Below are 19,521 nucleotides of genomic sequence, written 5' to 3'. Positions count from 1 at the left end.
CGTTCTATCGAGTCCTATGTCTTTCGAAACTCTCCCGCCGGTTCTCGGCGAAGCGCTGGCCGCCCGCGGCTATGAAGCCCCCACCCCGGTCCAGGCCGCCGTCATCGCCCCCGATGCGGCCGGCCGCGACCTGATCGTTTCCGCCCAGACCGGTAGCGGCAAGACCGTTGCGTTCGGCCTCGCGCTGGCGCCCGAACTGCTTGGCGAAACCGGCAACATGCCGCTGTCCGAAAAGCCGCTGGTGCTGGCCATCGCGCCCACCCGCGAACTCGCGCTGCAGGTCAGCCGCGAGCTTGGCTGGCTCTATGCCGGAGCGGGGCTGCGTATCGCGACCTGCGTCGGCGGGATGGATGCGAGCAAGGAACGCCGCGCGCTGCGCGGTGGGCCCGCGATCGTCGTCGGCACGCCCGGGCGCCTGCGCGACCACCTCGAACGCGGCGCGCTCGACCTCTCGGGACTGGTCGGCGTGGTGCTCGACGAGGCCGACGAGATGCTCGACATGGGCTTCCGCGAAGATCTCGAGGAGATCCTCGATGCGACTCCCGATACGCGCCGCACGTTGCTGTTCTCCGCCACCATGCCGCGCCCGATCGAACGGCTGGCTGAACGCTACCAGCGTAACGCACTGCGCCTGTCGCTTGCCGGCGAGACGCGCGGTCATGGCGACATCGCCTATCAGGGGATCACCGTCGGCCCGTCCGAAATCGAGAACGCGGTGGTCAACATGCTGCGCTTCCACGAAGCGGAAACCGCGATCTGTTTCTGTGCCACGCGCGAAAGCGTGCGCCGCCTCCACTCCACGCTGCAGAACCGCGGCTTCGGCGTCGTCGCGCTGTCGGGCGAGCATTCGCAGTCCGAGCGCAACCAGGCGCTGCAAGCGCTGCGCGACCGCCGCGCCCGCGTCTGCGTGGCGACCGATGTCGCCGCGCGCGGGATCGACCTGCCGACGCTCAGCCTCGTGATCCACGTCGAAATCCCGCGCGATGCCGAAACGCTCCAGCACCGTTCGGGCCGTACCGGACGCGCGGGCAAGAAGGGCACCGCTGCAATCATTGTGCCCTATAACCGCCGCCGCCGCGTCGAAGGCATGCTCCGCGGAGCACGCATCGAGGCGCAATGGATGGATGCGCCCACCCCCGAGGCGATCCGCAAGAAGGATCACACCCGCCTCATCGAGAAGCTCACCGAACCGCGCGAGATCGACGACTCCGATCGCGAGACGGCGGCCGAGCTGATGGCGCGCATGACGCCCGAGGACATCGCCGCCGCACTGGTCCAGGCACACCGGGCGAAGATGCCCGAGCCCGAGGAGCTGATCGCCAACACGCCCGAAGCGCACGAGAAGGCCAAGGCCGAGCGCCACCGCCCCGGCTTCGAGGACGTAACCTGGTTCCGCATCGACATCGGCCGCCGCCAGAACGCCGAACCGCGCTGGATCCTGCCGCTGCTGTGCCGCCGCGGCCACATCACCCGCAACGAGATCGGCGCGATCCGCATCGGCCAGACCGAAAGCTGGTTCCAGGTGCCGCGCGCAGTGGCAGGCAAGTTCGCCGATGCCGTGCAGCGCACCGCCTCGCCCGAGGACGAGCAGGATGCGATCGCGATCGAGGAAGCCCCCGAGGGCCCGCGTATCGAAGCCCGCGAGAACCGCCGCAAGCACGGCGGCGGTGGCGGCGCCGGCAAGATCCACGCCCGTCCCGCAGGCAGGGGGCCGGGCGGTCCCGGCAAGGGCCCCGGTGGCAAGCCGCCGTTCAAGCGCGGCAAGCCCGGTGGTGGCAAGCCCGGTGGCGGCAAACCCGGCGGTGGCGGCAAGCCGTTCGCAGGCAAGCCCAAGTTCAAGCCCAAGGGCAAGCCCGGCGGTCCGCGCAAGGACTGATCCGGGCCCGCCCCCGCATCAATGCGTCAGCAAGAGCGGGATGCGCACTTCGGTGAGCATCCTGCGCGTCACGCCGCCGAACACGCGTTCGGTCAGGCGCGTATGGCCATAGGCGCCCATCACGAGCAGCCCCGCCTTGCGCGTGGCGGCCTCGGCCTGCAGCGCAGCGGCCACGCCATCGTCATGCGGTGCAACCTCGATCATCTCGCAGGAGATGCCGTGGCGCGAGAGGTAGTCCGCCCCCGCGACCGGCGGCAGGTCGGGCTCGCTCGCCGCCTTCGCTCCCTTCGCTGGTTCCTTGACCGTCGCCAGATAGACCGCGCTCGACAGCCGGAGCAACGGCACCGCCGCCTTGAGCGCGTGCGAGGCTTCGGCCGATCCGTCCCACGCGACAAGCGCGGGCGCCGACGGGTCGATCCGCGTGCAGGTCTCGGGCAACACCATCACCGGGCAGGTCGCCGACAGCGCCAGTTCGCCCGCGGTGAATGACGGCGTGTCCGCACCCGCGGCCTGGTCGCGCGCGCTCACCACCACCAGGTCTTGCAGCGCGGATTCGCGCAGCAGCGCCAGCGCCGCCGGTCCGCCCGCACCGACCCAGTTCCACGACACGTCCTCATTGGCGAGATCGGCCAGCGTCGCTTCGCGCAGGCGCGCCGCCTCTTCGCGCCAGACGGGCACCAACGCGGCAAAGGCCGCGCCCTGGAAATCGAGCACCCCCGCCGCTTCATAGGGGATTGCATGCAGCAGCGTGAGATGTGCATCGAACTGCCGCGCCAGACCGAGCACGGCGTCGAGCCGTCCGGGAAAGGCGTCGTCACCGGCGGCATTGAACAGGATCGTCTTCATCGCTCGTCTCCTCTTGTACGGGACGACCATGGGGCCGACTCCCGGCTGATGACGCCAGTATAGCACCAATGCCGCGGCGATCCTTGATCTGGATCAAGCCGCGCGCTCGCATGGACCGCGCAACGCACGCCCGAAACGCGTGACCTTCACCGCGCATCAGGCCCGCCCCGCGGCCGCCCGCGTGCGCGAGAGCAGCGCAAGAAGCGCGGTTTCATCGGGCTTGCGGACCACGCCGACATAGCGCCCGCCGCGCAGCATGACCTGCCACAGCCCGCTCGCCACCCGCCATTCGAGCTCGGGGATCGTGACCTTCCGATCGGCCTTTCGCGCCGCGCGTGCAGCCGCCAGCGCCGCCTCGAGCCGCGCCCGCCCGGCTTCCGATCGCGGCCGCGCCAGCGCCACGTCCCACGCCGCCGCAAAGCCTTGCGCCGCGCGCCGCGCGCGTAGGCGATAGGCAGTCTCGCGCGCCATCATAACCTTGCGCGCCGCCGCCGCGACCGAACGCGTCGCGGCGAGATGCCCGATGAACTCGGCCTGCCGCACGGGCGTCCACCCATCGACGCGGTGACGCAGCGGGACGGCATGGAACGGCGGGATGCTGATGGAGGGCCTGCGCGGGCCCGCGGAGCGCGGTGGGTAGTTCTTCATCTGCAAGGGTAAGGCACGGGATAGGGGGTGTAGGAAACTCCTACCGCTACGACGTCAGCCCAGCCCCACCACGTCATCCCAGCGAAAGCTGGGATCGCCCGCAATCAAAGCACCACGCCGAACAGATCATCCCACTCAGGGTTCACGCCCTCGATCAGCTCGATCTTCCACGCGCGCTTCCACGCCTTCATCGCTTTCTCGCGTGCGATTGCATCCTCGATGCTGTCATGCTCTTCCGCATAGACAAGCCGCGTCAGCCCGTATCGCCGGCAGAAGGCTGAGCCATGGCCCTCACGATGTTGGACAATCCGCCGAAAGAGGTCGGCGGTCACGCCGATATAGAGCACGCCATCCCTGCGGTTGCTCATGATGTAGACCCATCCACTCACGCGCCCCGAACACTAGCAGTGTGCGGCGAGCGATCCCAGCTTTCGCTGGGATGACGAGATTGGGGTGGAAAGCGGACATTTGGCTTTCACTAAATGCCAAAGATAGTCATGGATCAACCGGATGACGGCGCGCGCTCTCCTTTTTGTCCCTGCTCTCCTGCTAACGGCTTGTGCATCCCAAAGGCCCTACGATGAGTTCGGAATCTGCCTCACAGACACAGAGGACTTGGCGGATTTGAAGGCGGTCGTAACCCAAGTGGGGGCGCACTATGGGTACACGGTGGACGATTACTCTGAGTCTGTCAGCAGGGATTTGAAAGCGCTCGCTAGCCCCATCGCGACAGAGCACCTATTCGCGCTCTTAGTCGAAGACACCAGATGGCTTTCGGAAGCCGAGCTAGTCATGATTAACAACATTGGAGCGGCGTCCGCAAAGTCTGTTGGAGTTTCGATGTTCCGAAATAAAGATCTGCTCGGGTCCAACGGCAACACGGACAAGCTCCGTCGAGACCTGATCTCAGCCGCATCAGGCCGCTGGAAAATAATTGACGCGCCAAGCTCCGACGGCACCTACCACGAGTGCGTCGAGTAGCGGCAAGCGTCCGCTATGTGGTCGCTTGCGGCCAGCCAGCCCTCACCCACCCGCGTGGTAGAAATCATACACCTGCTGCGCCACCCCGGCACTGATACCGGGCGCGCGTTTGAGGTCGTCCAGCGCGGCGGCCCTGACCTTCCCCGCGGTGCCGAAATGCAGCAGCAGCGCGCGTTTGCGGGCCGGGCCGATGCCGGGGATTTCATCGAGCGGTGAGGCGGTGATCGCGCGGCTGCGTTTGGCGCGGTGCGCGCCGATGGCGTAGCGGTGGACTTCGTCGCGCAAGGTCTGGAGATAGAACAGCAGCGGCGAATTGACCGGCAGCGTCTTTTCGCGCCCGTCGGGGAAATGGAACACCTCGCGCCCCTCGCGCCCGTGATGCGGGCCCTTGGCGATGGCGATCAGCGGGACGTCCTCGATCCCCATTTCCTCCAGCGTATCGCGCACGCTCGACATCTGCCCCTTGCCGCCATCGATCAGCACCAGATCGGGCCAGATCGCCTCGTGCCCCTTGCCCTCGGTCCGCGCATCCAGATCGCGGCCCGTTTCGGCGAGCTTGCGGAAGCGGCGTTCCATCACCTCGCGCATCATGGCGAAATCGTCATTGGTCTGCGCGGTCTTGATGTTGAACTTGCGGTACTGGCCCTTCTCGAAGCCTTCGGGGCTGGCGACGACCATTGCGCCCAGCGCCTTGTCGCCCTGGATATGGCTGTTGTCATAGACCTCGATCCGCTGCGGCACTTCCTCCAGTTCGAGGAATTCGGTGAGCTCACGCAGGATCCTGGCCTTGGTCCCGGTTTCGGCCAGCCGCCGATCGAGCGCCTCGACCGCGTTGCGGCTGGCCTGCTGCATCAGCTTGCGCCGCGTACCGCGCTGCGGGATCGAGATCGCCACGCCGTGCCCCGCCTTCTCGCACAGCGCCTCGGCGACGAGGTCCTGTTCGGGCAAGGCGCGGTCGACGAGGATGGTGCGCGGCGGCGGCACTTCCTCGTAGAATTGCAGCAGCACGTCGGAGAGCACCTCTTCCTTCTCGAGCTCGCCCGTGTTGCGCGGGTAGAAGGTGCGGTGGCCCCAGTTCTGCCCGCCGCGGATGAAGAAAGCCTGCACGCCAACCTGCCCGCCCTTGGCGGCGAGCGCGAAGACATCGGCATCGCCCACGCCCTGCGCATTGATCGCCTGGCTGCCCTGGATGAAGGTCGCCGCGCGCAGCCGGTCGCGCAGGATCGCCGCGGTCTCGAAATCGAGCTCCTCCGCCGCCTTCGCCATCTGTTTTTCGAGATCCTGCTGCACCGCGCTCGACTTGCCGCCGAGGAAATCCTTCGCCTCGCGCACCAGCTTGTCATAGCCCGGCTCGTCGATCCGGCCGACGCAAGGCGCGCTGCAGCGTTTGATCTGGTAGAGCAGGCAGGGCCGGTCGCGATTGTTGAAGAAACTGTCGGTGCAGCTGCGCAGCAGGAACAGTTTTTGCAGCGCATTGAGCGTCTTGTTGACGCTGCCCGCGCTGGCGAAGGGGCCGTAGTAATTGCCCTTGGCCTTGCGCGCGCCGCGATGCTTGGTGATCCGCGGGAAGGCGTGGTCGGCGCGCAGCAGGATGAAGGGAAAGCTCTTGTCGTCGCGCAGCAGCACGTTGAACGGCGGGCGGTAGCGCTTGATCAGCTGCGCTTCGAGCAACAGCGCCTCCGCCTCCGAATTGGTGACGACGATTTCCATCGCGCGGCACTGGCTGATCATCCGCTGGATGCGGTTGGTGAGGCCCTTGATCTGCGTGTAATTGGCGACCCGCGCCTTGAGGCTGCGCGCCTTGCCGACATAGAGCACGTCGCCGCGCGCATCGAGCATCCGGTAGACGCCCGGGCGCGGCTTGAGCGTCTTCACCGTCTCGCGGATCGCGGTGATCCCCGCTTCCAAATCGGGCTGCGCACCGGCCACGGTCTTGGTCGCGCGTTCCTCGTGGAACCGCTCCTTGCCTCTCGGATCATGCGGGGAACCGGCTTTCGTGCGCGACATGCAAGGGGAGATAGTGCGCCGCATCGGCTTGTGCAAAGCCGGTTTTGCCGCCATCCCCCGGGCGATGGACCCAAGCAAAATTGCACCGCCGCGCACGGTCGGCTTCTGGGGGACCTCGCTGTTCCCGCTCAACGGGATGATCGGCGCGGGGATTTTCGCGCTGCCCGCAGTGCTGGTGGCGGCGGTGGGCAATTTCGCCCCGTGGATGATGCTGGTGGGCGGGATCCTCTTCCTGCCGCTGGCGCTGTGCTACGCGTGGATGGCCACGCGGTTCGAACATAGCGGCGGTTCTGTGCTGTATGGCGAGGCCGCCTTCGGGCGCTTCGTCGGCTTCCAGGCAGGCTGGGCGCGCTATGCCAGCGCGATCGTGACCGCGGCGGCCAACATGCATGTGATGGTTGCCTATCTGGCCGCGCTCTATCCCGGATTGGCGGGGCCGGTGGCGTCGCCCGTGGCAGTGGCGGTGGGGCTGGCGCTGATCACTGCGATCAATCTTTACGGCATGCGCGCTTCGGTAGGGGCGCTGGGCCTGATGACCGCGATCAAGCTGCTGCCGCTGGGCGCGCTGATCCTCTCGGCCTTCTTCGCCGGCGGCGATATGGGCGCCGTGGTGCTGCCGCAGTTCAGCGAGGTCGAGACGGTTATCCTGCTGACCTTCTATGCCTTCATCGGCTTCGAAGGCGTGGTCGAGGCGGCGGGCGAGTTCAAGCACCCCAAGCGCGACGTGCCGCTGTCGATCGTCACCATGGTGAGCGGGGTGACGCTGCTCTACATGGCGATCATCTGGGCGTTCATCGCGATCGGCCCTGCATTCGCGGGCGCAGACAACGCTCTGGCCGGGGTCGCCGGCGAATCGATGGGGCAGATCGGGTCGCTCGCCATCGTCGTCGCGGCCAGCTTCAGCATCGGGGCGAACAATTTCGCCAGCGGAGTGGCGCAGCCGCGGCTGATGTACGGCATGGCCGAGCGCGGCATGCTCCCGCGGTGGTTCGAATATGTCCACCCGCGTTTCCTCACCCCGTTCAACGCGATCCTGTTCTACGGCGTTGTGGCGATGCTGTTCGGCCTGTGGGAAGGCTTCGAAGTGCTGGCGATCGCGGGGACGCTGGTGCGGCTGGTGACCTATATCGTGACCAGCCTGGCATTGCCCGTGCTCGAACACCGCGAGGGGCGGATCGTGCCGTTCCATTTGTTCTGCGTGATCTTCGCGGTGGGCAGTTCGCTGTTTATCGCCGCGCAGGCGCAGGCGCAGGCGTGGCTGGTGCTCGGCGGGTTTATCATCGCAGGCACGCTGCTTTACGTTATCGCGGCGCGGCAGAAGCCAGAGTACCCGATCGACGAGGCTTAGATGGCGGAGGAATTCGATGCAATCGTCCTGGGGGCCGGGGCTGCGGGCCTGATGTGCGCTGCGCGCGCGGGGCAACGCGGGCGCCGTGTGCTGGTGCTCGAACGCGCGAGCGCACCGGGGAAGAAGATCCTCATTTCGGGCGGCGGGCGCTGCAATTTCACCAATATCGGTGCCGGTCCGGCGAATTACCTGTCGGCCAACCCCCATTTCGCCAAATCGGCGCTGGCGCGCTACACCGCGCGGGACTTTCTCGAGCTGGTCGAGAGCTACGGCATCGCCTGGCACGAGAAGACGCTCGGCCAATTGTTCTGCGACGGCTCGGCCAAGCAGATCGTTGCGCTCCTCCTCGAGGAATGCGCCAAGGGCAGTGTCGAAATCCGCTGCGGCGAGGAGATCGCACAGGTCGATCAAGGCGACGGGTTCACCGTCACCACGCAGACCGGTACCTTTTCCGCGCCGTCGCTGGTGATCGCCACCGGCGGCCCCTCGATCCCCAAGATGGGCGCCACCGGCTTCGCCTACGATCTCGCGCGGCAATTCGGTCTCAAACTGGTCGAGCCGCGCCCCGCGCTGGTCCCGTTGACGCTCGGCGGCGAGGAAGTGCTGTTCCGCGACATTTCGGGGGTCTCGGCGCCGGTTGTGGCATCGGCCAATAAGTCGAGTTTTGCCGAAGCCGCGCTGTTCACCCATCGCGGACTGTCCGGCCCGGCGATCCTGCAGGCCAGTTCCTACTGGCGGCCGGGCGAACCGCTGTTCGTGGATTTCCTGCCGCAGCGCGACGCCGCATGGCTGCTCGACGCCAAGCGCGCCAATCCGCGCGCGGGCTTGCGTGCGCAGTTACGCGACGCCTTCCCCGCGCGGCTGGCGGATATTCTGGCCGACAAGCTCGCGCTCGAGGGCGAGCTGGGCAATTTGCCCGACAAGGCGCTGCGCGCTGCGGGCGAACGGCTCAAGCGGTGGGAATTCCACCCCAATGGGACCGAGGGCTTCGCCAAGGCCGAGGTTACCGTGGGCGGTATCTCGACCGCCGAACTGTCATCGAAGACGATGGCCGCCAGGCGCGTCCCCGGCCTCTATGCCATTGGCGAGGCGGTCGATGTGACCGGCTGGCTGGGCGGCTACAATTTCCAGTGGGCCTGGGCGAGCGGGGTCGCGGCGGGCGACGCGCTATAAGTTGGCACGCCGCCCGATCGCTGGAATATCCCGGTCGTTAGAACATCTTGCGCAGATCCAGGCCGATATAGCGCCCGACCGGGTCGATCCGACGCGGGTCATACGCTTCGGGAACGACGCCGCTGGCATCGACCACGCGGCGCTGCCCATCGAACACATTGTCGAGCACGAAGGCAACGCGGAAGCCCTTGAGGAAGCCCTCGTCGCGTTCGAGGATTTCCCCGAGATCGGCGAACAGCCGCAGGTCGAAGGTCACCAGGTCGCCGAAGAACAGATCGCTCGATCCGGGAAGCCCGCTGCCGCGCAGCTCGGTTTCGCCGAGGTAATTGCCCGACAGGCGCACGCCATACCCGTCGATGAACATCCCGGCTTCGAGCCGCGTCGTATGTTCGGGGATCGCGCCGCTGCCCAGCACGAAGCCGTCGAGCTGGTCGAACACCGGCCCGCCAGCCGCCAGCGTCACTTCGTTTTCGAGCGCGATGGTGTGGTTGAGGTTGACGAAATAGCGCCCGCCCGAGCCGCCGCGCCGGGCGAAGGGGTTCATTCCGCCACGTTGCTGGCGTTCACCCTGCGGCGGACCGCCTGCGCCATCGGCAGCGCACATACGCTCGCGGAAGGCTTTGAGCCGCTCGGGATCGATCTCGCCATCCTCGCCGCGCAGCCGTTCGAGCATCTGCGGCGGAAGCTGGTCGAGCTGCGGCGGTTCGGCGCACAGCGCGGTGCGCAGTTCGGCGAAGCGGTCGACATCGGCCTCGCCCTCGGCGCTGCACAGCCGCTGGCGGAGCATTTCGACACGCGCCGGATCGGGCTCGCCATTCTCGTCGAGCATGCGCGCGCGCATGCCCTCGGGCAGCTCCGACAGGTCGGGCGTGCCGGTGGTGGGTGCAGCGCACAGTTTTTCGCGCATTGCGGCGAAGGCTGCGGGATCGAAGCGTGCGCCGCCTGCGCCGCCACCGGATCGCCCGGCACCGCGGCCAGCCGCCGGCGAACCGCCACGGCTGCTTTCGCCGCTGTCCGACCCGCCAAAGCTGCCACGCGTCGAGAGACCGAAACTGAGCGTGCGATTGCGCGTTTCATAGAGCGTCACGGGACTGCGGTCGATCGCCAGCAATTCCCCTGCTCCGTTGCGCGTCACGCGATCGGGAAAGGCCTGTTCGAAGGCCGAAGTGAAGGCAGGCGAGGACAGGGTGACATCGCGTGAGCGATTAATCGCATAATCGGCCTGTAGGCGCGTGCCTTCCCAGAAGGGCAGTTCCCAGTTTGCGCCGAATTTCCAGTCGGACTGTGTTTCGGCGCGCAGATTGGGATTGCCGCCGGTAATCACTGTCGCCAGCACATCCTGTCCGGTGGCGAAATCGAACACCGACACATTGGTTTCGTCGATCCGCGGCGAGCCAAGCGCGCTCAGCCCCGGGGCAACTTCGCGCCAGACCCGCGTCGCCTGCAGATTGAGGTTTTCGAACGGCGACCAGTTCACGCCCAGGCTCCAGTCCTGCAGTGTCCCGAAGTCCGACAGATGGTTGATGCCGGCCTGCCCTGAGACCGAGATGTCGCCAACGGCATCGAGGAAGCCGGTGCGCCGACTGGTAAGCGGGACGACGATATTGACGCCGCCCGACAGATCGCCGCGCGTCAGCTGCGTATCGAAGACGGTGCGCGTGTCGTCGCTTTCGATCCGCTGCCAATCGTAACCGATATCGAAGGTAGTCGCGATCTCGCCCGCGGGAATCTCGACTGCAATGCCGCGCAGCGTCACCAGATTGGTCGCGTTCCAGATGGTCGAACGCGAAATATCGTAGCCCGCAGCAGCGCTGCGATCGACTTCGCTGCGCGTCTTGGTGCGGCCGCCGTCGAAGGTCGCGGTCAGCTGGAAATCGCCGACCGGCTTGGTGTAGCTGGCCGCGGTCGAAAGCGTATCGGTGCGGTTGCGCCGTTCGATCGGTTCGAGCACGCCATCGACCTGACGCAGGCCCGACAGGCCGAGGCTTTCCTCGCGCGAGCCAGTCAGGTTGAGGCTGATCGAGGAGCCGTCGTCGATGAAGGCCTTGGCATAATTCGCCGTCGCCTCGACACCGTAGCTGTCTGAGACGAGGCTGCGGAACGGGGCTTCGTCGGCGACACCGGGGATCGGCGAAGCGGTCACCAGATCGCGCTCGTCCTCGGTCAGCAGGCTGACGTCTTCCACCTCGAGATTGAGGTTGATTCGCGCGCCGTCATTGATCGACAGATAGCCCACCTCCTGCTCGTTGCGCCAATAGCCGCCGCGCGTGGGGGCCTCGGCCTCGACTTCCGCGGTGATCGAGGAATAGCTTTCCTGCAGCACGATATTGACCACGCGCTGGTCGGGCGAATAGCCGAAGCGCTGCGCCACTTCCTCGGCGAATACCTCGATCTTAGCTATGCTTTCGGGCGGATAGGAACGGAATTCGCGGAAGCTGGACACGCGGATGCCGTTAATCAGAAACACCGGGCGGCCGCTGCCGCGCCCACCGCGCGCGCTGCCGGTCGCGGGTTCGATCGCGGCGATGATATCGGCGATCGAGCTGCCGCCGAAAGCCGCGATATCCTCGCTGTCATATTCGGCGACCGGCGGCTGATCGACGATCAGCTGGCCGCGGATGCGCGCGCCGGTGACGACGATCGTCCCGGGCGCGGAAAGCACGTCTTCATTGGCCTCGGGCGCAGGCTCGGCCGTCTGGCCGGTATCCTGGGCGTGGACCGCCGTGGCCCAGCCGAGTGCGAGGAGCGAAGTTGCGACCAATGATAGGGATTTCAAGCGCAGGGCCTTCCGTCTGAGAATATTTAACCGCCCCCGTGTGGCAGGCTATTGCGACGATGAATGCCGACAGGCAAGCGGGGTTTCCGTATCGGTTTGTCGCTGAACGAATACGATATACGTTCCGTCGATGGCGCTTGGATGCAGCGAGGCTTCCCTTTTCGCCCCGTCACCGCTAAAGGCCGCCGCTCCTATTGCACAATCGAACGGATACGAAGACCTACATGGCGAAAGAAGAACTTCTCGAAATGCGCGGCAAGGTGGTTGAACTGCTGCCCAATGCGATGTTCCGCGTCGAGCTCGAGAACGGCCATGAAGTGCTTGGTCACACCGCCGGCAAGATGCGCAAGAACCGCATCCGCGTGCTGGTTGGCGACGAAGTCCTGTGCGAACTGACGCCCTACGATCTGACCAAGGCGCGGATCACCTACCGCTTCATGCCCGGTCGCGGCGGCCCCGGCCCGCAATAAGCGCCGGTGGGCCAGCCCACACTCATCCTCGCATCGGCCAGCCCCCGCAGGCGCGAATTGATCGCGCGCCTCGGCGTGACCCCGGCTGCGATCAACCCCGCCGATATCGACGAAACGCCCGCCGCCGGCGAACGACCGCGCGACTATGCCATCCGCATGGCGCACGAAAAGGCGGAAGCTGCCGCATCGGACGACGGCTTCGTGCTTGCCGGCGATACGGTGGTCGCCGCCGGGCGCCGCATCCTGCCCAAGGCTGAGGATGCCGCGACCGCGCGGAAATGCCTCGAACTGCTTTCGGGCCGCCGCCACCGCGTGCTGTCGGCAATCGCGCTGCGCGCACCCGATGGCCAGCTGCGCGAGCGGCTTTGCGAGACCATGGTCCTGTTCAAGCGTCTCTCCGCCGAGGAGATCGACGCCTATCTCGCCAGCGGCGAATGGGAGGGCAAGGCCGGGGGCTATGCCATCCAGGGATTGGCCGAAGGGCTGATCTCGCGCATCCAGGGCAGCCATTCGGGTGTGGTCGGGCTGCCGCTCTACGAAACACGCACGCTGCTCAAGGCCGCAGGGTTCCGGATTGTCTGACAGCGGGGGGTCTGGCAGCGACGGGCCCGAATGGCTGGTCGAACACGGGATCGGCGAAAGCCGCGCGCTGCTGGTCCACGGCGAAGAAGTACTCGCCGCGAAATTGCGCTGGCCGGGCGACCTCCCGGTCGACAGCACCGCGTCGGCGCAGCTCGTGTCCAAGCCCGCAGGCGGTGCCCGCGGGCTCGCGCGGATGGCCAATGGCACCGAAATCCTCATCGACCGCATTCCGCTCCGCGCGACCGAAGGCAGCGCGCTGAACCTGCGCATCACCCGCGCCGCGATTGCCGAACGCGGCCGCTTCAAGCGCGCGCAGGGCCGCGTGATCGAAAGCGAGGCCGATGCACCGCCGCCGCGCGACGATGTCTTCGTGCTGGGCGATGCCGTCCGCCGCTTGCCCGCGGGCGAGTGGGACGAGATCTGGCATGCCGCGTCATCGGGCGAGGTCGCGTTTACGGGCGGCGCGCTCCTGTTCAGTGTCACCCCCGCGATGACGCTGATCGATATCGATGGCGATCTGGCGCCGCGCGAACTCGCGCTCGCCGCGGTCCCCGCGATCGCACGCTGGCTGCGCCTGTTCGATCTCGGCGGTTCGATCGGGATCGATTTCCCCACACTGACGACCAAGGCGGATCGCAAGGCGGTCGACACCGCGCTCGACGCCGCGCTGGCGGGCTGGCCGCATGAACGCACCGCGATGAACGGCTTCGGCTTCGTCCATATCGTCGCGCGGCTCACAGGCCCCTCGCTGCTCCACCGGTTCGCGACTGCACGCGTCGGCGCCGCGGCACGCATGGCGCTACGCCGAGCGGAAGCAGTCGACGGCCCGGGGATGACGCTGCTGGCGATCCATCCCGCACTCAAGGCCAGGCTCAAGCCCGAATGGATAACCGAACTCGAACGGCGCACCGCGCGGCCCCTGCGGATAGAGACCGATCCCGGGCTTGCGATCGAGGCCGCCACCGCCCAGATCGTGCCGTATGACGAGTAAGCCCCGCCCCTGCCCGATCTGCCGCAAGCCGCGCAGCGAGGAGCACACGCCGTTCTGTTCGACCCGCTGCCGCGACCGCGACCTCGCGCAATGGTTCGGCGATGGCTATGCCGTGCCGGCGCGCCCCGCCCTGCCCGAGGAAATCGCGGCGGAAGTCACCAAGGGGCAAGACGACTAATTACCCCCTTGCCAAGGCGGGCCAGCTTCGCCATAGGCGCGCTCTCATTGCTCGCGGGGCTGTTTTGAGGCCCCTCCGCCGAAGCAGTGTGCCCGGGTAGCTCAGGGGTAGAGCAGACGACTGAAAATCGTCGTGTCGGTGGTTCGAATCCGCCCCTGGGCACCACTTCGCTGCAATGCTCTCCCTATCTCCCGACTGGCCAAAACGAACAGCGGTTGCCTATACGCTTCCCCTTGTCGCCAAAACGAGGAGAGCTGGGTCGTGACCGAATTGCCGAAGGCCATGATTGGCGGCGCTATCGCCGCGCTGCTTGCGCTGGGGTCGCCCGTTGCTGCGCAGGATGAGGTGCCTTCCGAACCGCTGACGATCGGCACTTCCTATCTGGTCAACACGCAAGATGCGGATCGCCGCATCAACGTGGTGGTGCCCCCGTCCTACGATAGCGACGATACGGCCTATCCGCTGGTTGTCGTTCTGGATGGCGGGCTGGAACAGGACTTCTTCCTCACGCTGGGCATGCACCGATGGAACCAGCTCTGGCAGCGTAGCGCCCCGGCGATTTTCGTCGGAGTCGAAACGGTCGACCGCCAGCGCGAATTGCTGCCGCCGACCGCTGCGACCGAGGAACGCGAATATTATCCGACCGCGGGCCAAAGCGCGGCGTTCCGCGCGTGGCTGGCGCAAACCGTGCTCCCGATGCTGCGCGAGCGGTACCAGACCGATGGGCGCGCGTTTCTCGTCGGAGAAAGCGCGGCGGGCCATTTCGTAACCGAGACATGGATCGACCAGCCGGCTTTGTTCGACGGCTATGCAGCACTGTCACCGAGCCTTCAGTGGAACGAGCAGGCGCTGTCGCTGCGGTTTGCGGCGATGCCCGAGGCCGCCCGCCCGCCGTTGTTCCTCTCGCTTGCAGACGAAGGCGGCGCGACCGAGGAAGGCGTCTTGCGCCTGGCGTCCGCTTCCGATGCCTGCTTCGCGGATCGGCGGCAGTCGTTCGTCCATGCGACGGCCCTGCACGGCCTGTTCCCGGAGGCGCTGCAATACCTGCTTCCAACCGAAGCGGACTGGCTGGACGAGTATGGACTGACGCTCGACTGCGCGATCCGCACAGGGACCGGGCAACTGCCGGATTAGCGGGGCGCGCGGGTCCCTGCGCCCGTGCAAACCCCGCCACCTCGCCTCCATGCCTTTCCCTGCTTCGCCGCCCACGCTAGGCAGCGGGAATGCATGAAACCGCCAGCACTGCGCTCTCCGCTTTCGACATCGCCGCGATCCTCGTGGTCGCCTCGGCGTTGCTTGGCTGGTTCAACCATCATTTCCTCAAGCTGCCGCATGTCATCGGGTTGACCGTGATGGGCGCGCTGGGGGCAATCGGGCTGACGGTAGCCGACGCCTTCATTCCCGGCGTGACGCTCGACGACTGGGTCGCCGACACGCTGCAGCAGATGAATTTCACCGAGACGCTGCTGCAGGGCATGTTGAGCTTCCTGCTGTTCGCCGGGGCGCTGCATGTCGATCTCGACCGACTCAAGGTCGCGTGGCTGCCGGTGTTGCTGCTCTCCACCGTGGGCGTGATGATCTCCACCGTGCTGGTCGGGCTGGCCATGTGGGGCGTGGGGATGGTGCTGGCGCTGGGAATCGCGCCGATCTGGTATTTCGTCTTCGGCGCGCTGATCGCCCCAACCGACCCGGTTTCGGTGCTCGGCGTGCTGCGCGAGGAGAAAGTCCCGCAATCGCTGCAAAGCGCGGTGGCGGGCGAAAGCCTGTTCAACGACGGCGTCGGCATCGTGGTGTTCATCATCCTGCTGGGTGCTGCGGTGAGCGGGAACGACTTCTCGCTTGCCGAGGGCGCGCGGCTGTTCGCGATCGAGGCGGGCGGCGGCATCGTGGTGGGGCTGGTCGCCGGCTATATCGGCTACCGCGCGCTGGCGGGGATGGACGAATACACGCTCGAGGTGCTGGTCACGCTGGCGGTGGTCATGGGGGGCTATGCGCTGTGCAACTATCTCACGCTCTCGGGCCCGCTGGCGATGGCGGTGGCCGGCCTGCTGATAGGCAACCACGGCGTTACCTATGCGATGAGCGACGTGACGCGCGATTACCTCGTCAAGTTCTGGGAACTGGTCGACGAATTGCTCAATTCGGTGCTGTTCCTGCTGATCGGGCTGGAAATGATCGTGCTGGTCGCGGGCTTCGACGAACTGGTGCTGGCGCTGGCCGCGATCCCGCTGACGCTGGCCGCGCGCGGGGTCGGCATCTTCGTCTCGACCAAGGCGATCCCCGCTGCACGGCTGCAGGACAAGGGCGCGGGCCGCGTGCTGTGGTGGGGCGGGCTGCGCGGCGGCATTTCGATTGCGCTGGCGCTGTCACTACCCGCGGGTGAAACGCGCGACCTGATCCTTGCCGCGACCTTCGCCGCGGTGCTGTTCAGCGTCCTCGTGCAACGCGCCACGCTGGGGCGGCTGATCGAGAAGCTGAAGCGCGATCACGCCCCTGCGGTCGAGGATGATATCGCGGCGGCAGGCGCGCCGCCCCCGCCCTAGGACGCGGCCACGTCGTCCGCTGCGGCGCCGATCTCGGCCCAGATGCGCGTCAGATCGGCATCCTCGATGCAATAGGGCGGCATGACGTAAACGGTGTTGCCGAGCGGCCGCAACAGCAGGTCCGCCTCGCGGAACCGGCGCAGGAGCTTCGGCCCGAGGTCCGACAGATAGCTGCCGCCCGGATCGCCGAGCTCGAGCGCGGCAATCGTCCCGCAGCGCCGCGCGTTGCGCACCATGCGGTGATCCGCCAGCGCGGCCAGATGCGCCTGCTGCTTCGCTGCCAGTGCCGCGATCCGCTCGCGCACGGGTTCTTCGCGCCAGATCGCCAGATTGGCATTGGCCGCGGCGCAGGCGACCGGGTTCGCGGTATAGCTCGACGAATGGTAGAAGGTGCGCGTGCGGTCGGTGGAATAATGCGCATCCCAGATCGGCTCGCTCGCCATGGTCACCGCCAGCGGCATCGCGCCGCCGGTCAGCCCTTTCGACAGGCACATGATGTCGGGCACCACATCGGCCTGTTCGCAGGCGGTCAGCGTGCCGGTGCGGCCCCAGGCGGTCATCACTTCGTCGGCGAGGAAGAGCGTGCCGTGGCGGGCGCAGATCGCACGCATCTCGGCCAGCACCGCGGGCGGATACACCAGCATGCCGCCCGCCCCCAGCACCAGCGGCTCGACGATGAACGCCGCCGCTCCTGCACCGCATTCGGCCTCCAGCGCGTCGAGCGTCGGCTGCGGATCATCGCCGGGAAATGGCACCCGCCCGACATCGAACAGCATCGGCGCATAGGCGGCGTTGAACACCCCGCGCGCGCCGACCGACATCGCGCCGATCGTATCGCCGTGATAGGAATGCTCCATCACCACGATCCGGCTGCGCTCCTCCCCCCGATGCGTCCAGTAGCCCAGCGCCATCTTGAGCGCGACCTCGACCGCGGTGGAACCGCTGTCGGAATAGAATACGCGGGTCAGTCCATCGGGCAAGATCCGGCACAGTTCGCGCGCTAGGTCCTCTGCGGGCTGGTGCGTCCAGCCGGCGAAGATCATCTGGTCGAGCCGCTGCGCCTGCTCGTCAATCGCCGCCATGATCCGCGGATGGCAGTGGCCATGCGTGGTCACCCACCAGCTCGAGATGGCGTCCACCACGCGGCGGCCATCGGCCGTGTACAGCGCGGCGCCCTCGGCATGCGTGACCAGCGGGACCGGGTCGCCCAGTCCGTGCTGCGTGAAGGGATGCCATACGGGGGAATGGGTCATGCGAAATCCGTAAGATCGAAAGCGGCGGAAAAGGCGGCGGCAAGCGTTGCGACGTCGAGCGTGGCGAGGATCGGCAGCCGTCCGAGCCGTTTCGCGCCGCCGATGCGGCAAATGGTCGCCTCGCTATCCTCGACTGCCTCGCCGACGAAGGCGACGCCGTGGATCGGCACACCGCGCGACCGCAGCGCTTCGATCGTCAGCAACGCGTGGTTGATCGTACCGAGTCCGGTTCGCGCCACCACGATCACCGGGAGGGCCCAGCGCGCGAACATATCGGCATAGAGCAGGTCCCCGCCGAGCGGGACGAGCGCGCCGCCCGCCCCCTCGACCACCAGCGGACGCTGGTCGGGCAGCGCGAGCCGCGCAGGATCGATTGCCACCCCGTCGATCGCGGCCGCCCGATGCGGCGAGCACGGTGTAGCGAGGCGATAGGCCTCGGGCAGGACCTTGTCCGCGGGCAGTCCGGCCAGCCGCGCGACCTGCGCGCGATCACCTCCCTCCTCCAGCCCCGCCTGCACCGGCTTCCAGTAATGCGCCTCGAGCGCGCCCGCCAAACCCGCGGCGAAGACGGTCTTGCCGATATCGGTATCGGTGCCGGTAACGACGAAAGCACTCATGCGAGTATCTCCGAAAGTGCAGTGGCGAGGTCGTCGATCTGCCCGCGGCCCACGTTCAATGTCAGCGAAATACGCAGGCGGCTTGAGCCCGCGGGAACGGTCGGCGGCCTGATGCCGCGAATGTCGAAGCCCGCGTCGCGCAATGCTTGGGCAACCTGCATCGTGCCCGCCTCGCCGCCCAAGATCAGCGGCATGATCTGCGATCCGCTGGCGGTGGCACCCAGCGGGGCGAGCCGGTGCGTGGCATGCGCAATCAGATCGGCCAGCGCGTCGCGCCGCTCGGGTTCCTCGGCCACGATCTTCAGCGCCTCGCGTACGCAGGCGGCGATCAGCGGCGATGGGGCGGTGGAGAAGATCACGCTGCGCCCACGATTGACCAGATGGTCGCGCATGACCCGCGGCCCGCACAGCAGCGCGCCTTCGCTGCCCAGCGCCTTGCCGCAGGTGCGCAGCACAATGGCGTTGGGGCGCCCGTCGATCGTATCCGCCAGCCCCCTTCCGCCCTTGCCGAAGACGCCGGTGGCATGCGCATCGTCGGCCAGCAGGATCGCGCCATACCGATCCGCGAGATCGGCCAGCGCATGGATCGGCGCGCGGTCGCCATCCATGCTGTAGAGCGTTTCCACCGCGATCCAGGCGGTCCCGCGCGGGTTGGTGGCCCGCCAGCGTGCCAGCGCATCGGCAAAGGCATCGATATCGTTATGCGGCACGCTGACCCGCTCGGCCCGCGACAGGCGCATGCCTTCATGCGCGCTCGCATGGACCAGTTCATCATGGAAGATCGCGTCGCCGCGCTGCGGCAGCGTGCCGAGAAGCGCGCTGTTGGCGGTGTAGCCATTGGCCAGGAACAACGCGCTTTCGCAGCCGAAGAAGCGCGCCGCCTCCGCCTCGAGCAATTCGTGTTCGGGATGGTTGCCGCGCAGCAGCCGCGAGCCGCCCGCCCCGACCGGAACCCCGCGATCGAGCGCTGCCACCACCGCGGCTTTCAACCGCGCGCTTCCCGCCAACGCCAGATAGTCGTTGGACGAGAAATCCAGCCCGTCGGCGCGCGACAGTGTGCGCAGTCGCGACTGTCGCGCGAGACCGGCCAGATCGTCTTGCTGCGCACCCAGTGCGCCATCGATGATGCGGCCCGTATCCATGCTGCGCGCGCTAACCACCGCGCCGCGCGCCTGCAATTGCTTTCGTCCGGCGGCTTATGTATGGCGAACCCAACGCCCCGGCAGTCGCAA

The 19,521-nt window shown here is 67.1% G+C and carries 17 protein-coding genes and 1 tRNA gene; 10 read left to right on the top strand and 8 right to left on the bottom strand.

All coding sequences use genetic code 11. The annotated features are described in order from the left end of the window. The first annotated feature begins 16 nt into the window (after positions 1 to 16). On the top strand, positions 17 to 1,876 hold the full coding sequence (locus N6L26_RS01955) for a DEAD/DEAH box helicase (RefSeq protein WP_263606372.1): 1,860 nt from the start codon (positions 17 to 19) through the stop codon (positions 1,874 to 1,876). A gap of 18 nt (positions 1,877 to 1,894) precedes the next feature. Here the strand turns inward: N6L26_RS01955 and N6L26_RS01950 are convergent, their stop codons facing one another. The 4 genes from N6L26_RS01950 to uvrC all read right to left on the bottom strand — a co-directional run bounded on the left by N6L26_RS01950 (position 1,895) and on the right by uvrC (position 6,358). After that, the gene (locus N6L26_RS01950; RefSeq protein WP_263606371.1) at positions 1,895 to 2,722 is read right to left on the bottom strand and encodes a universal stress protein; all 828 of its coding nucleotides are present in this window, start codon (positions 2,720 to 2,722) and stop codon (positions 1,895 to 1,897) included. A gap of 156 nt (positions 2,723 to 2,878) precedes the next feature. Then, positions 2,879 to 3,265, bottom strand: coding sequence for a helix-turn-helix domain-containing protein (locus tag N6L26_RS01945; RefSeq protein ID WP_263606370.1), 387 nt, complete (start codon positions 3,263 to 3,265; stop codon positions 2,879 to 2,881). Between the two features lie 209 nt (positions 3,266 to 3,474). Beyond that, the gene (locus N6L26_RS01940; protein WP_263606369.1) at positions 3,475 to 3,759 is read right to left on the bottom strand and encodes a GIY-YIG nuclease family protein; all 285 of its coding nucleotides are present in this window, start codon (positions 3,757 to 3,759) and stop codon (positions 3,475 to 3,477) included. 634 nt (positions 3,760 to 4,393) lie between these two features. Then, the gene (gene uvrC / locus N6L26_RS01935; RefSeq protein WP_263606368.1) at positions 4,394 to 6,358 is read right to left on the bottom strand and encodes an excinuclease ABC subunit UvrC; all 1,965 of its coding nucleotides are present in this window, start codon (positions 6,356 to 6,358) and stop codon (positions 4,394 to 4,396) included. A gap of 13 nt (positions 6,359 to 6,371) precedes the next feature. On the opposite strand from uvrC, the gene N6L26_RS01930 reads away from it, so the two are divergent. Together N6L26_RS01930 and N6L26_RS01925 are read left to right on the top strand one after the other, a co-directional pair. Continuing rightward, positions 6,372 to 7,706 carry an APC family permease gene (locus N6L26_RS01930; RefSeq protein WP_263606367.1) on the top strand — a complete coding sequence of 445 codons (1,335 nt, stop codon included), beginning with the start codon at positions 6,372 to 6,374 and terminating at the stop codon, positions 7,704 to 7,706. Further along, on the top strand, positions 7,707 to 8,879 hold the full coding sequence (locus N6L26_RS01925) for an NAD(P)/FAD-dependent oxidoreductase (RefSeq protein ID WP_263606366.1): 1,173 nt from the start codon (positions 7,707 to 7,709) through the stop codon (positions 8,877 to 8,879). It abuts the gene before it with no gap. A 37-nt stretch (positions 8,880 to 8,916) separates the two neighbouring features. Here N6L26_RS01925 and N6L26_RS01920 read toward each other — a convergent pair whose 3' ends face one another. Further along, positions 8,917 to 11,655: a hypothetical protein gene (locus tag N6L26_RS01920; RefSeq protein WP_263606365.1), complete on the bottom strand. Its 2,739-nt coding sequence runs from the start codon at positions 11,653 to 11,655 to the stop codon at positions 8,917 to 8,919. 224 nt (positions 11,656 to 11,879) lie between these two features. Here N6L26_RS01920 and infA point away from each other — a divergent pair, with 224 nt between their 5' ends. The 7 genes from infA (at position 11,880) to N6L26_RS01885 (ending at position 16,419) form a co-directional block, all read left to right on the top strand. After that, positions 11,880 to 12,125, top strand: coding sequence for a translation initiation factor IF-1 (gene infA, locus N6L26_RS01915; RefSeq protein WP_047806247.1), 246 nt, complete (start codon positions 11,880 to 11,882; stop codon positions 12,123 to 12,125). 6 nt (positions 12,126 to 12,131) lie between these two features. After that, the gene (locus N6L26_RS01910) at positions 12,132 to 12,707 is read left to right on the top strand and encodes a Maf family protein (protein WP_263606364.1); all 576 of its coding nucleotides are present in this window, start codon (positions 12,132 to 12,134) and stop codon (positions 12,705 to 12,707) included. Next, positions 12,700 to 13,698 (top strand): ribonuclease E/G, encoded by a 999-nt coding sequence (locus N6L26_RS01905; protein ID WP_263606363.1) that lies wholly within the window; start codon positions 12,700 to 12,702, stop codon positions 13,696 to 13,698. The genes N6L26_RS01910 and N6L26_RS01905 overlap by 8 nt, the downstream gene beginning before the upstream one ends. Then, positions 13,688 to 13,876 (top strand): DNA gyrase inhibitor YacG, encoded by a 189-nt coding sequence (gene yacG, locus N6L26_RS01900; protein WP_253517537.1) that lies wholly within the window; start codon positions 13,688 to 13,690, stop codon positions 13,874 to 13,876. The genes N6L26_RS01905 and yacG overlap by 11 nt, the downstream gene beginning before the upstream one ends. Positions 13,877 to 13,966: 90 nt before the next feature. Next, positions 13,967 to 14,041, top strand: a tRNA-Phe gene (locus N6L26_RS01895). 96 nt (positions 14,042 to 14,137) lie between these two features. Beyond that, entirely contained in the window at positions 14,138 to 15,010 is an 873-nt protein-coding gene (locus tag N6L26_RS01890) for an alpha/beta hydrolase (RefSeq protein WP_263606362.1), read from the top strand. A gap of 89 nt (positions 15,011 to 15,099) precedes the next feature. Continuing rightward, on the top strand, positions 15,100 to 16,419 hold the full coding sequence (locus N6L26_RS01885; RefSeq protein WP_263606361.1) for a cation:proton antiporter: 1,320 nt from the start codon (positions 15,100 to 15,102) through the stop codon (positions 16,417 to 16,419). Here the strand turns inward: N6L26_RS01885 and N6L26_RS01880 are convergent. The 3 genes from N6L26_RS01880 to N6L26_RS01870 are packed head-to-tail and all read right to left on the bottom strand — an operon-like array spanning position 16,416 to position 19,431. Beyond that, on the bottom strand, positions 16,416 to 17,672 hold the full coding sequence (locus N6L26_RS01880) for an adenosylmethionine--8-amino-7-oxononanoate transaminase (RefSeq protein WP_263606360.1): 1,257 nt from the start codon (positions 17,670 to 17,672) through the stop codon (positions 16,416 to 16,418). The genes N6L26_RS01885 and N6L26_RS01880 overlap by 4 nt on opposite strands. Then, complete coding sequence (gene bioD, locus N6L26_RS01875; protein ID WP_263606359.1) at positions 17,669 to 18,289, bottom strand: dethiobiotin synthase; 621 nt, start codon at positions 18,287 to 18,289, stop codon at positions 17,669 to 17,671. The genes N6L26_RS01880 and bioD overlap by 4 nt, the downstream gene beginning before the upstream one ends. Further along, complete coding sequence (locus N6L26_RS01870; RefSeq protein ID WP_263606358.1) at positions 18,286 to 19,431, bottom strand: 8-amino-7-oxononanoate synthase; 1,146 nt, start codon at positions 19,429 to 19,431, stop codon at positions 18,286 to 18,288. The genes bioD and N6L26_RS01870 overlap by 4 nt, the downstream gene beginning before the upstream one ends. Between the last annotated feature and the right edge of the window lie 90 nt (positions 19,432 to 19,521).

The sequence above is a fragment of the Qipengyuania sp. SS22 genome (assembly GCF_025736935.1).
Classification (GTDB): domain Bacteria; phylum Pseudomonadota; class Alphaproteobacteria; order Sphingomonadales; family Sphingomonadaceae; genus Qipengyuania.
This window is presented reverse-complemented; position numbering and strand designations above follow the sequence as displayed.